We start from the raw sequence: 11,882 nt of genomic DNA on the forward strand, positions 1-11,882 counted from the left end.
AAGACAGGAATCCAGATTAGATGTCCGCTTACAAGATTACGGAACACAAGTACGACATGGTCGTGGTCGGCGCCGGCGGTGCTGGCCTGCGCGCTACGTTCGGTCTTGCCGCCAAGGGCCTGCAGACGGTCTGCCTGACCAAGGTCTTCCCGACCCGTTCGCACACCGTGGCCGCGCAGGGCGGTATTTCCGCCGCGCTGGGCAACATGGGTGAAGACGACTGGCGCTACCACTTCTTCGACACCATCAAGGGCTCGGATTGGCTGGGTGACCAGGACGCCATCGAGTACATGTGCCGCGAAGCGATCCCGGCCATCATCGAACTGGAACACTACGGTGTGCCGTTCAGCCGTACCGAAGAAGGCAAGATCTACCAGCGCCCGTTCGGCGGCATGACCACCAAGTACGGCGAAGGCCCGTCCGCGCAGCGCACCTGCGCCGCCGCCGACCGTACCGGCCACGCCATGCTGCACACGCTGTACCAGCAGTCGCTGGCGCACAACGCGCGCTTCATGATCGAGTACTTCGCCCTCGACCTGATCTTCGATGACGAAGGCGTCTGCCGCGGCGTGCTCGCGCTGGACATGGCCGACGGCTCGCTGCACCTGTTCCGCGCCCATGGCGTGGTGCTGGCCACCGGCGGCTACGGCCGCGCCTACTTCAGCGCCACCTCGGCCCACACCTGCACCGGCGACGGCGGCGGTCTGGTCATGCGTGCCGGCCTGCCGATGCAGGACATGGAGTTCGTGCAGTTCCACCCGACCGGTATCTACGGCGCGGGCTGCCTGATCACCGAAGGCGTGCGTGGCGAAGGCGGCATCCTGCGCAACAGCAACGGCGAGCGCTTCATGGAGCGCTATGCACCGCACTACAAGGATCTGGCCTCGCGTGACGTGGTGTCGCGTTCGATGACCATCGAGATCCGCGAAGGCCGCGGCGTCGGCGAGCACAAGGATCACATCCTGCTCGACCTGACCCACCTCGGCCCGGGCGTCATCGACGACAAGCTGCCGGGCATCGCTGAAAGCGCCCGCATCTTCGCCGGCGTGGATGTGCACAAGCAGCCGATCCCGGTCATCCCGACCGTGCACTACAACATGGGCGGCATCCCGACCAACTACCACGGCGAAGTCGTGCGCAAGGTCGGCGACAACCCCGATGCGGTCGTGCCGGGCCTGTACGCCATCGGCGAAGCGGCCTGCGTGTCCGTGCACGGCGCCAACCGCCTGGGCTCGAACTCGCTGCTGGATCTGGTCGTGTTCGGCCGTGCGGTGGCCAACCGTTGTGCCGACACCATCAAGTCCGGCGCACCGCACAAGACCCTGCCGTCCGATGCCTGCGACAAGGCCCTGGGCCTGCTCGACAAGCTGCGTTACGCCAACGGCGACACCCCGACCTCGGTCATCCGCGATCGCATGCAGCGCACCATGCAGAACGACGCGGCGGTGTTCCGTACCAGCAAGACGCTGGAAGAGGGCTGCACCAAGATGGCCGAGATCTTCGACTCCTTCCAGGACGTCAAGGTCTCCGATCGTTCGCTGGTGTGGAACTCGGACCTGATCGAAACCTACGAGCTGAACAACCTGCTGCTCAACGCGGTGGCGACGATCAACTCGGCCGAACAGCGCAAGGAAAGCCGCGGCGCGCATGCGCATGAGGACTTCCCGGACCGCGACGACGTCAACTGGCAGAAGCACACGCTGGTCAACGTCGACGAGAACGGCAAGTGCGAGTTCGACTACCGTCCGGTCCACATGTACACGCTGAGCAAGGACGTGGACGTCGTCCCGCCCAAGCCGCGCGTTTACTAAGAGACCTGCGGCATGACCTCCGTCCACGCCGCGCTCGCGACCGCCACTACCCGCACGGGTGGGGTGGCGCGTGCGCCGCGGGCCGGTGGTGTCGACTTCCTCATCTTCCGTGCTACCCGCGCCTGCGTTGCAGCGCGAGCCGCCTGAGCCAACGAGAACAGCCATGGCCGAGTTTTCCCTCCCCAAGAATTCCAAGATCGGAAAGGGCAAGCACTTCCCCGCCCAGACCGGTGCGAAGAACACCCGCACCTTCAAGATCTACCGCTGGAGTCCCGACGACGACAGCAATCCGCGCACCGATACGTATGAGATCGATCTGGACGCCTGCGGCCCGATGGTCCTGGACGCGCTGATCAAGATCAAGAACGAGATCGATCCGACCCTGACCTTCCGTCGTTCGTGCCGCGAGGGCATCTGCGGTTCGTGCGCGATGAACATCGACGGCACCAACACGCTGGCCTGCACCCGCGCGATTGCCGATTGCGGCAAGGCCGAAGTGCCGATCTACCCGCTGCCGCACATGAGCGTGGTCAAGGATCTGGTGCCGGACCTGACCCATTTCTACGCGCAGTACGCCTCGATCAAGCCGTGGATCCGTACCCAGACCCCGCCGCCGCCGGATCGCGAGCGCCTGCAGTCGCCGGAAGACCGCAAGAAGCTCGATGGCCTGTACGAGTGCATCCTGTGCGCCTGCTGCTCGACCAGCTGCCCGAGCTACTGGTGGAACGGCGAGCGTTACCTGGGCCCGGCCATCCTGCTGCAGGCCTACCGCTGGATCATCGACTCGCGCGATGAAGACACCGGTGCGCGCCTGGACGAGCTGGAAGACCCGTTCAAGCTGTACCGCTGCCACACCATCATGAACTGCTCGCGGACCTGCCCGAAGGGCCTGAACCCGGCGCTGGCCATTGCCGAGATCAAGAAGCTGATGATGGCGCGTCGCGCCTGATCCAGACGTGTCCTGTAGCGCCACGCCATGCGTGGCTTCGCAGAAAAAGATCGAAACGGTAGAGCCACGCCATGCGTGGCTTCGCAGAAAAAGATCGAAACGGTAGAGCCACGCCATGCGTGGCTTCGCAGAAAATGATCGAAACGGTAGAGCCACGCCATGCGTGGCTTTGCCTTATCTGGAAACGCAGAAAATGGACGAAGCAACCGAACTGAAAAAGCTGCGCTGGCGTTGCCGCCGCGGCATGCGCGAGCTGGACCAGCTGTTCGGCCGTTACCTGGACCGTTGCTGGCTGCAGGCACCGACAGACGAGCGCGAGGTTTTCCTGTTCCTGCTCGAGAGCGAGGACGATAAGTTGTGGCGCTGGTTCATGGGTTACGAGGAGTGCCCGCATGCCGCACCCGCTGCCCTCATCGCCCGGATCCGCGCCCTTCCAGCGTGAGTGGTCTCCCTCGTGCTGGCAGTGCCGCGCGCTGATCGCCATGGGCGCTGTGATGCCCTGGGCAGTGTGGGCGACCGATCTGCCCGCGCCGTGGGGCCTGGCGCTGGGCATGGTGGCAATGGCCGGCACCTGGTGGGAGGCGTGGCGATATGCGCGCCGCCCGGGCTGCGTCTTCGTGATCCCCGCGGACGAAGACCCGGCGCAGGTGGATGGCGAGCCGGTCGAGGCGCTGCAGATGCGGCACCGCGGCCCGCTGGTGCAGCTGGGGTGGCGCCAGGAAGGCCGCCGCCATTGGCGCTTGTTCTGGCCCGATACCCTTCCGCCGGCGCAGGCACGTGAACTGCGACTAGCCGTCCGGGCACACTGCATTTCCCGTTCACCCCCTGCAGTGGCACCATAGCCTGAATTGTCCGGCGTACCTGCATGTTCAAACCCATACCTGTCTCGATTGGCCTGCGCTACCTGCGCGCCAAACGCCGCAACGGCTTCATCTCCTTCATCTCCATGGCCTCGATCCTCGGCATTGCCCTGGGCGTGACCGTGCTGATCACCACGCTGGCGGTCATGAGCGGTTTCCAGAAGGAAATCCGCGATCGCCTGCTGCAGATGACCGCGCATACCACCATCACCACCGACGGCGCCCCGATGGCCGATTGGGCGCATGCGGTGGAGGTGGCCAAGAAGGACCCGCGGGTTGCCGGCGCGGCACCGTACATCGAAATCCAGGCCATGCTCAGCGGCCCGCGCGTGCAGGGTGCCATCGTGCAGGGCATCGACCCGGCGCTGGAGCCGAACGTCTCGGTGATCAACCAGAAGGTCAAGAAAGGCAGCTTCGACAGCCTGACCGCGGGCAGCTACAACCTGCTGGTCGGCCAGGAACTGGCGATCTACCTAGGTGTCGGCGTCGGCGATACCGTGCTGGTCACGTTGGCCGAAGTGCAGGGCACGCCGATCGGCGCGATCCCGCGCATGAAACGCTTCACCGTGAGCGGCATCTTCGAAGCCGGTTACAACGAGGTCGACCGCGGCGTGGCCTACGCCAACATGGCCGATCTGGAAAAAGTACTGCGCATCGATGGCGTCACCGGCGTGCGCCTGAAACTGCATGACATGGACAAGGCGCTGGATGTCGGCGTCGATCTGGCCCACAACCTGACCGGTGCGTACCGGGTCAGCGACTGGACCCAGCAGAACGCGAACCTGTATCACTCGCTGCGCATGGAGAAGGTGGTGATGGGCATCCTGCTCTCGCTGATCATCGCCATGGGCGCGTTCAACCTGGTCTCCTCGCAGGTGATGCTGGTCACCGACAAGCAGGCCGACATCGCGATCCTGCGCACCCTGGGCCTGACCCCGGGCGGCGTCATGCAGGTGTTCATGGTGCAGGGCTCGCTGATCGGCATCTTCGGCACCGTGCTCGGCGTGATCGGTGGCATCACCCTGACCTTGAACCTGGAGCGCATCCTCGGCGCGATCGAGACGCTGTTCAACGTCAAGCTGCTGCCGGAGGACGTGTACTACATCACCGGCCTGCCGACCGACATGCAGACCCCGGACATCATCGTGATCACCGCCGTGGCCCTGGTCATGAGCTTCCTTGCCACCCTGTATCCCGCCTGGCGCGCGGCACGTACCCAGCCGGCGGAGGCCCTGCGTTATGAATGAAGCACTCACCCTGGGCCAGGAAGTCATCCGCGCCGAAGCGCTGGCCAAGACCTATGCCGAAGGCCGCATGCAGACGCCCGTGTTCAATGGGCTGGACCTGCGCGTAGCGGCCGGCGAGACCGTGGCCATCATCGGGGCCTCCGGCGCGGGCAAGAGCACCCTGCTGCACCTGCTCGGTGGGCTGGATACGCCGACGGCGGGCGAGGTCTACGTGGCCGGCCAGCGCATGTCCGGCCTGTCCGACAGCCAGCGCGGCCAGCTGCGCAACCGCGCGCTCGGCTTCGTGTACCAGTTCCATCACCTTCTGCCCGAATTCACCGCGCTGGAAAACGTGATGATGCCGGTGCTGCTCGGTGGCGAAGAAGTGGTCGATGCGCGCAGCCGTGCGCAGGCGCTGCTGGAATCGGTCGGCCTGGGCCATCGCCTGGACCACAAGCCGGGCGAGCTGTCCGGCGGTGAGCGCCAGCGTGCGGCCGTGGCCCGCGCGCTGGTCAACCGCCCGGCCTGCGTGCTCGGTGATGAGCCGACCGGCAACCTGGACGACAAGACTGCCGCGACCGTGTTCGAGCTGATGCTTGAGCTCAACCGCGCGCACCACACCAGCCTGGTGCTGGTGACCCACGACCGCTCCCTGGCGCGCAAGCTGGACCGCGTGCTGGAGTTGCGCGAAGGGCGGCTGCACAGCCTGGCGCACAGCGAGGTCTGAGCAGGCCTCCGTGCCTGCCTGAGCGCTGAACACCCGGCGGGTTCCTCTCGCCGGGACCACGCCGGGCGGCGCATGATCGGCGCACATTCCCCAGCAGGAGGCGTCATGAAGCAGACCCTTGCCATCGCGGCCCTGTGCCTCGGCTTGGCCGCGTGTGCCAGTACCGGCCGGTTGTCCACCGCGCAGAAGCTCGATCTCTACCGCGCCCACGCCGGGCCGCCGCAGCAGGACATGCCGCTGTACGGTTCGCTGTCGGGCTGGACGGCTCTCGGCGACAGTGCGCTGGCGGTCTGGACGCGCCCGAGCGAGGGCTATCTGCTGGATCTGGCCGGACCGTGCCAAGGGTTGGACTACGCCTCGGCGATCGGCCTGACCAGCAGGATCGGTCGCGTTTCGTCACGCTTTGACAAGGTACTGGTGCGCGACCCGACGGCCGGCCCGGTGAATCTGCCGTGCTTCATCAGCAGCATCCGCAAGCTGGATACCAAGGCGTTGCGCGCGTCCGAGCAGGAGCTGCGCCAGGCGCAGGTACAGGAGCGCGAAGAAGGCCAGCAGGCGCCGACCCCGTAGTGCCGGCCGCTGGCCGGCCAGGGAATAGGGACGTTGGCACCGCGATCCCCGCGGTCGTCACATCCCCGCGATCGCCCTAACTCACGATCGCCACAACCTCGCAATAGATACCGACCGCTGGTCGGTATCCGCGGCGATCAGGCCTCCGGGACGAACCCGGCCGGCTTCTCCGCGCCACCGCTGAACAGGTACTTCACCAGCTCCTCTTCCAGGAACGCGCGGTGCTTGGGGTCGCGCGGCGACAGCCGGTTTTCATTGATCAGCATGGTCTGGTGCGCCAGCCACGCGGCCCACGCCGGCTTGCCGATGTGGTTGAAGATGCGCTGGCCCAGTTCGCCGGGGTAGGGCACGAAGTCCAGGCCTTCGGCGTCGCGTTGTTCGTACTGGCAGAAAACGGTGCGGGGCATAGCGTTACTCGATGTCTTGGGATGATGCTGCGCGCCGCATTGTACGGCGCTTGGGCTGAGCGGGCGGTGCACCTGTCTCCAGCAACTTGCGGATCGGTGCAGGCAGGCCCAGCGTGGCCAGCGCTTCGGCAGCGACCCAGCGCAGGTCAGCCTTCTCGTCGCGCAGCCCCTGTACCGTTGCCTTCAGCACCTGCAGATGCAGCCGGTAGTGGCTGAAGGTGTGCTCCAGCACCGGTAGCGGCTCAGCATCATCCAGCGAGCCGTCGATGTGCGCGTCGAACCAGTCCTGCAACGCGATCCCGCTGTCGGCCTGGGGCAGGGTCCACAGCTGCGCCCAGATGCCGGTGTCCGGCCGCTTCTGCAGCAGCACCCGGCCGCGCGCATCGCGCAGCAGCAGCGCCACCGCCTCGCGCTCAGGCAGGGTCTTGCCCGGTTTGGGCGTCGGCAGCTGATCGGTGCGGCCTTCACGACGCGCAACGCAGGTGGCCTGCAGAGGGCAGATCACGCAGGCCGGCTTGCTGCGGCTGCAGACGCTGGCGCCGAGGTCCATCTGCGCCTGGGTGTAATCCACCATGCGCGTGCCAGGCACCTGCGTTGCGTGCGCCTCGGCGACCGCCCACAGCTGCTTTTCGATCGCCGGCAGGCCGGGGAAGCCCTCGATACCGTGATAACGGGTCAGTACGCGTTTGACGTTGCCATCGAGAATCGCGAACCGATCATTCCAAGCCTGGCTGAGGATCGCGCCTGCGGTGCTGCGGCCGATGCCCGGCAGCGCGTGCAGCGCATCGAAATCGCGCGGCAGCTCGCCGCCATGCAGGTCCACGCAGCGCTGCGCGGCGGCGTGCAGGTTGCGTGCACGGGCGTAGTAGCCCAGCCCGGCCCACTGCGCCATCACCGCATCATTGCTGGCCGCGGCCAGGTCGGGCAGGGTCGGGAACACCGCGAGGAACTTCAGGAAGTACGGGATGACCGTGCTGACCTGGGTCTGCTGCAGCATGATCTCCGACAGCCATACCCGGTACGGCGAGCGCGGGTGCTGCCACGGCAGGTCGTGCCGGCCGTGGTCATCGAACCAGTGCAGCAGCCGCGGGACGAAGACATCGTCGGTCGGCAACGGGGCGCTGGCGGGAGGCTGGCGGGTCATGCAGGTTCCGGAGGAGGGTCTACAGCCACGCCATGCGTGGCTGCATCGGCTCAGGCGCCGAGTGCTTCCGGCAGCAGTGCATCGACGAAGGCTTCCGGATCGAACACGCGCAGGTCTTCCGGGCGCTCGCCGATGCCGCAGAAGCGGATCGGAATGCCGAACTCACGCGCCAGCGCGAACACCACGCCGCCTTTGGCGGTGCCGTCCAGCTTGGTCACCACCAGGCCGGTCACGTTGACCGCCGCATGGAACTGACGCAGCTGAGAAAGCGCGTTCTGGCCGGTGGTGCCGTCGATGACCATCAGCACTTCATGCGGCGCATTGGCGTCGATCTTGCCGAGCACGCGGCGGATCTTGCCGAGCTCGTTCATCAGGCCCGCCTGGGTATGCAGGCGACCGGCCGTATCGGCGATCAGCACCTCGGTGCCGCGCGCCTTGCCGGCCTGCAGTGCATCGAAGGCGACCGAGGCCGCATCGGCGTTCTGGCCCTGCGCGACCACGGCCACGCCGTTGCGCTCGCCCCACGCCTGCAGCTGCGCGACGGCAGCGGCGCGGAAGGTATCGCCGGCGGCCAGCATCAAGCTGTGGCCGTCGTCCTTGAAGCGCTTGGCCAGCTTGCCGATGGTGGTGGTCTTGCCGACGCCGTTGACGCCGACGGTGAGCACCACGAACGGCTTGGCGGTGGGGTCGATCACCAGCGGCTTGGCCACCGGCTGCAGGATCGCAATCAGCTCGGCGCGCAGCGCGGTGAGCAGTGCATTGGCATCGGTGAATTCGCGCGCCTTCATGCGCTTGCGCAGGCCTTCGACCAGCGCCGTGGTCGCGCCGACGCCGACATCGGCGGTGATCAGCGCGGTTTCCAGTTCGTCGAGCAGGTCGTCATCAAGCTTGGGATTGCGCGAGAACAGACCGCCGAAGCTGCGGGCGATCACGCTGTTGCGCAGACGCTCGCGCCAGCCACTCTTGCCAGCCGTAGCGGGGGCGATGTCCTGGGAGGACGGGCGCTCGGTCACGACGGTGGGGGCGACCGGGGCAACCGGGGCGACCGGAGCAGCGGGAGCGATTGGAGCTGGATCAACCGACGGCGCAATGACGGCCGGCGCCGGTTCGCTCACCGGAGCGGCCGGAATCGGGGTGGGCGCGGCGGGCACTACTCGTGCCTCCACCGGTGTCGCTTGAACCGGTGCAGCCACCGCAGGGGTGGGGATGGTCGGCTCCGGAACAGCGGGCGCAGCCACCACGGGCGCGGGGGCAACCGGCGTCGGGGCCACCGGAGCAGGCACCACAGGGGCGGGCACAACCGGCGCGGCGACCACCGGGGGCGGCGCGATGACGCGCTCTACCGGCGCGGCCGGCTCGGCTGCCGGCACCGGGGTCTCCACCACGGGCGGCAGCGGCGCAGGCGCCGGCGGTGCAGCAGGCTCGGTCCTGGCCTGCGGAAACGCGGCAGCCAGCTCCTCGGCGGAGTAATGCTGGGTCTTGGCCGCCTCTTGCGGGGCGTCCTGGGGCTTTTTGCGACGGAAGAAGCTGAGCATTGGCAAAAGACGCTGAAATCAGAGGGCTATGCTACCACTGCGCCCCGAATGCCCATGGGCGTGCAGGTGCGGTGGGGCGGGACTCAAGTAATGGCCGATGCGGCCGTTACCGGTTGTGAAGGGCTGCGCCATGCGGGCGCGGCCGGGACGGCGAAACGGGAAACGGTGAACGATGAGCGTGATGTCCATTGCCAGCGCCGGCATGCGTGCCGCTTCGCTGGGCGTACAGGCCGCCGCCTCCAACGTGGCGCGATTGCCGGTGGCTGATTCCACCCGCTTGGGTGTCGCGCAGGCCGCAACAGCAGGCGGCGGTGTCACCGCCACCGTGGTCGCCGCCCCCGACGATGCCAACGCGCCGATCGCGGATATGCTCACGGCCAAGCAGGCTGCGCTGGCGTTTGCCGCCAACGCAACCGTGGTCCGGCGTCAGGACGAGATGCTGGGCACCTTGCTCGACCGCTGGGCCTGACCCGAGCGCGCGCGCTGACCGCCGCGCGGCGCCCTGCACCATCAACCGCGGCGGGCGCCGACCCGTGGCCGGCACCCCCCTGCAGCACGACTTACGCCGACAGCTCCAGCAGCAGCTTGTTGAGCCGGCGCACATACGCGGCCGGGTCCTTCAGCGTGTCGCCCGCGGCCAGCGCGGCCTGATCGAACAGCACGCGGCTCAGGTCGTCGAAGCGCGCGGCATCGCCTTCCTGGTCCAGCTTGCCGATCAGCGGATGGGCCGGGTTGAACTCGAACACCGGCTTGCTGTCCGGCACCTTCTGCCCACTGGCTTCCAGGATCTGGCGCATCTGCAGGCCCAGATCCTGCTCGCCGATCGCCAGGATCGCCGGGGAGTCGGTCAGGCGATGCGAGACGCGCACATCGGCGACGTCATCGCCCAGTGCGGACTTGATGCGGTCCACCAGCGCCTGCTTGTCCTTGGCGACCGCTTCCTGCGCCTGCTTGTCTTCGGCGCTTTCCAGCGCGCCCAGGTCCAGATCGCCACGCGCGACATCGACGAACGACTTGCCGTCGAACTCGGTCAGGTACCCCATCAGCCATTCGTCGATGCGGTCGGTGAGCAGCAGCACCTCCACGCCCTTCTTGCGGAAGACTTCCAGGTGCGGGCTGTCCTTGACCTGGGTGTGGCTGTCGCCGGTCAGGAAGTAGATCTTGTCCTGGCCCTCGATCATGCGGCCCACGTAATCGGCCAGCGACACGCTCGGCTCGCCGCTGTCGTCATGGGTGGAGGCGAAGCGCAGCAGGCCGGCGATCTTCTCGCGGTTGCCATAGTCTTCGGCCGGACCTTCCTTGAGCACCTGGCCGAACTGCTTCCAGAAGCCCGCGTAGACCTCCGGCTTGTCCTTGGCCAGCTTCTCCAGCATGTCCAGCGAGCGCTTGGTCAGCGCCGACTTCATCGAATCGATGACCGGGCCGGACTGAAGGATTTCGCGCGAGACGTTCAACGACAGATCGTTGGAATCCACCACGCCCTTGATGAAGCGCAGGTACAGCGGCAGGAACTGCTCGGCCTGGTCCATCACGAACACGCGCTGCACGTACAGCTTCAGGCCCTTGGGCGCATCGCGGTGGTACAGATCGAATGGCGCATGGCCGGGGACATACAGCAACGAGGTGTACTCAAGCTTGCCTTCCACCTTGTTGTGGCTCCACGCCAGCGGATCCTGATGATCGTGCGCGGCGTGCTTGTAGAACTCCTGGTACTCGGCGTCGGTGATCTCGGTGCGCGGGCGCGTCCACAGCGCGCTGGCACGGTTGACGGTTTCCCATTCGATCTCGGCCGGGGCGTCTTCGCCGTGGTGTTCCTTGGCCATCTGGATCGGCAGGCCGATGTGGTCGGAGTACTTCTTGATGATGCCGCGCAAGCGCCAGCCGTCGGCGAAGTCGCGCTGGTCGTCCTTCAGGTGCAGCACGATGCGGGTGCCGCGCTCGGGCTTGTCGATGCCTTCCACGTCGAACTCGCCTTCGCCGCGCGAAGACCAGTGCACGCCCTCGCTGGCGGGCAGGCCGGCGCGACGGGAATAGACGTCGACCTGGTCGGCGACGATGAAGGCGCTGTAGAAGCCGACGCCGAACTGGCCGATCAGCTGCGAGTCCTTCTTCTGGTCACCGGAGAGCTGGCGCAGGAAGTCGCCGGTGCCGGACTTGGCGATGGTGCCCAGGTGCGCGATCGCCTCGTCACGGCTCATGCCGATGCCGTTGTCGTCGATGGTCAGGGTGTTGGCCGTGGCATCGAAACTGACGCGGATGCGCAGGTCGCCGTCGTTCTCGAGCAGGGCCGGCTGGGTCAGCGCTTCGAAGCGCAGTTTGTCCGAGGCGTCGGCGGCGTTGGAGATGAGCTCGCGAAGGAAGATTTCCTTGTTGGAATACAGCGAGTGGATCATCAGCTGCAGCAGCTGTTTGACTTCGGTCTGGAAGCCCAGGGTTTCTTTTTGGGTCTGCACGGTCATGGGTCGTGTTGCTCCTTGGGGCATTGCCGCGCCCGGCGCGGCGGCTGGCTCAAGGGGTAGGGGTGGATTGTCCCGAATTCAAGGCCGCCACCTCCGGCACGGCGCCTGCCTGTCTGCGTGGGGAGGGCGGGGGGGGGGGGGGGGGGGGGCGCGGCGTGAACCCATCCATGGGGCCTCGTGGGCAGCATCCATGC

Annotated in this window: 12 protein-coding genes; 8 read left to right on the forward strand and 4 right to left on the reverse strand. The window is 66.8% G+C overall.

What is annotated here, in order from left to right; translation table 11 throughout:
• Window positions 1–20: 20 nt before the first annotated feature.
• The 7 genes from sdhA to ACE026_RS05245 all read left to right on the forward strand — a co-directional run bounded on the left by sdhA (window position 21) and on the right by ACE026_RS05245 (window position 6,143).
• Entirely contained in the window at window positions 21–1,811 is a 1,791-nt protein-coding gene (sdhA, locus tag ACE026_RS05215) for a succinate dehydrogenase flavoprotein subunit (RefSeq protein ID WP_121041870.1), read from the forward strand.
• Window positions 1,812–1,974: 163 nt separating this feature from the next.
• Window positions 1,975–2,760, forward strand: a complete 786-nt coding sequence (locus tag ACE026_RS05220; protein ID WP_088432210.1) for a succinate dehydrogenase iron-sulfur subunit — start codon at window positions 1,975–1,977, stop codon at window positions 2,758–2,760.
• Between the two features lie 193 nt (window positions 2,761–2,953).
• Window positions 2,954–3,202, forward strand: a complete 249-nt coding sequence (locus ACE026_RS05225) for an FAD assembly factor SdhE (RefSeq protein ID WP_019183252.1) — start codon at window positions 2,954–2,956, stop codon at window positions 3,200–3,202.
• Entirely contained in the window at window positions 3,153–3,602 is a 450-nt protein-coding gene (locus ACE026_RS05230; protein ID WP_486038228.1) for a hypothetical protein, read from the forward strand. Before ACE026_RS05225 ends, ACE026_RS05230 begins: the two co-directional genes overlap by 50 nt.
• 23 nt (window positions 3,603–3,625) lie before the next feature.
• On the forward strand, window positions 3,626–4,867 hold the full coding sequence (locus ACE026_RS05235) for a lipoprotein-releasing ABC transporter permease subunit (protein WP_088432207.1): 1,242 nt from the start codon (window positions 3,626–3,628) through the stop codon (window positions 4,865–4,867).
• On the forward strand, window positions 4,860–5,573 hold the full coding sequence (gene lolD, locus ACE026_RS05240; protein ID WP_346465538.1) for a lipoprotein-releasing ABC transporter ATP-binding protein LolD: 714 nt from the start codon (window positions 4,860–4,862) through the stop codon (window positions 5,571–5,573). The genes ACE026_RS05235 and lolD overlap by 8 nt, the downstream gene beginning before the upstream one ends.
• A gap of 105 nt (window positions 5,574–5,678) precedes the next feature.
• Window positions 5,679–6,143, forward strand: a complete 465-nt coding sequence (locus ACE026_RS05245) for a DUF6491 family protein (protein WP_088432205.1) — start codon at window positions 5,679–5,681, stop codon at window positions 6,141–6,143.
• A gap of 137 nt (window positions 6,144–6,280) precedes the next feature.
• Here ACE026_RS05245 and ACE026_RS05250 read toward each other — a convergent pair whose 3' ends face one another.
• From ACE026_RS05250 to ftsY, 3 genes are read right to left on the reverse strand one after another with little or no spacing between them, the layout of a single operon-like run.
• On the reverse strand, window positions 6,281–6,550 hold the full coding sequence (locus tag ACE026_RS05250) for an oxidative damage protection protein (RefSeq protein ID WP_019183247.1): 270 nt from the start codon (window positions 6,548–6,550) through the stop codon (window positions 6,281–6,283).
• A gap of 4 nt (window positions 6,551–6,554) precedes the next feature.
• Window positions 6,555–7,694 carry an A/G-specific adenine glycosylase gene (mutY, locus tag ACE026_RS05255; RefSeq protein WP_486038229.1) on the reverse strand — a complete coding sequence of 380 codons (1,140 nt, stop codon included), beginning with the start codon at window positions 7,692–7,694 and terminating at the stop codon, window positions 6,555–6,557.
• A 50-nt stretch (window positions 7,695–7,744) separates the two neighbouring features.
• A complete protein-coding gene (ftsY, locus tag ACE026_RS05260; RefSeq protein WP_486038230.1) occupies window positions 7,745–9,229 on the reverse strand; it encodes a signal recognition particle-docking protein FtsY in 1,485 nt (494 codons plus the stop codon).
• A gap of 172 nt (window positions 9,230–9,401) precedes the next feature.
• Between ftsY and ACE026_RS05265 the strand changes: the two genes are divergently transcribed.
• Window positions 9,402–9,698, forward strand: coding sequence for a hypothetical protein (locus ACE026_RS05265; protein ID WP_346467478.1), 297 nt, complete (start codon window positions 9,402–9,404; stop codon window positions 9,696–9,698).
• Between the two features lie 91 nt (window positions 9,699–9,789).
• Here ACE026_RS05265 and htpG read toward each other — a convergent pair whose 3' ends face one another.
• The gene (htpG, locus tag ACE026_RS05270; protein ID WP_486038231.1) at window positions 9,790–11,688 is read right to left on the reverse strand and encodes a molecular chaperone HtpG; all 1,899 of its coding nucleotides are present in this window, start codon (window positions 11,686–11,688) and stop codon (window positions 9,790–9,792) included.
• Window positions 11,689–11,882: the final 194 nt, after the last annotated feature.

It is taken from the genome of Stenotrophomonas sp. AGC87, from assembly GCF_057333975.1.

Bases quoted from the DNA above. Each gene is read 5' to 3' on its own strand.
- ACE026_RS05245 (WP_088432205.1), top strand. From the start codon at position 5,679: ATGAAGCAGACCCTTGCCATCGCGGCCCTGTGCCTCGGCTTGGCCGCG.
- ACE026_RS05220 (WP_088432210.1), top strand. From the start codon at position 1,975: ATGGCCGAGTTTTCCCTCCCCAAGAATTCCAAGATCGGAAAGGGCAAG.
- sdhA (WP_121041870.1), top strand. From the start codon at position 21: ATGTCCGCTTACAAGATTACGGAACACAAGTACGACATGGTCGTGGTC.
- lolD (WP_346465538.1), top strand. From the start codon at position 4,860: ATGAATGAAGCACTCACCCTGGGCCAGGAAGTCATCCGCGCCGAAGCG.
- mutY (WP_486038229.1), bottom strand. From the start codon at position 7,694: ATGACCCGCCAGCCTCCCGCCAGCGCCCCGTTGCCGACCGACGATGTC.
- ftsY (WP_486038230.1), bottom strand. From the start codon at position 9,229: ATGCTCAGCTTCTTCCGTCGCAAAAAGCCCCAGGACGCCCCGCAAGAG.
- ACE026_RS05230 (WP_486038228.1), top strand. From the start codon at position 3,153: ATGCCGCACCCGCTGCCCTCATCGCCCGGATCCGCGCCCTTCCAGCGT.
- ACE026_RS05235 (WP_088432207.1), top strand. From the start codon at position 3,626: ATGTTCAAACCCATACCTGTCTCGATTGGCCTGCGCTACCTGCGCGCC.
- ACE026_RS05250 (WP_019183247.1), bottom strand. From the start codon at position 6,550: ATGCCCCGCACCGTTTTCTGCCAGTACGAACAACGCGACGCCGAAGGC.
- htpG (WP_486038231.1), bottom strand. From the start codon at position 11,688: ATGACCGTGCAGACCCAAAAAGAAACCCTGGGCTTCCAGACCGAAGTC.
- ACE026_RS05225 (WP_019183252.1), top strand. From the start codon at position 2,954: ATGGACGAAGCAACCGAACTGAAAAAGCTGCGCTGGCGTTGCCGCCGC.
- ACE026_RS05265 (WP_346467478.1), top strand. From the start codon at position 9,402: ATGAGCGTGATGTCCATTGCCAGCGCCGGCATGCGTGCCGCTTCGCTG.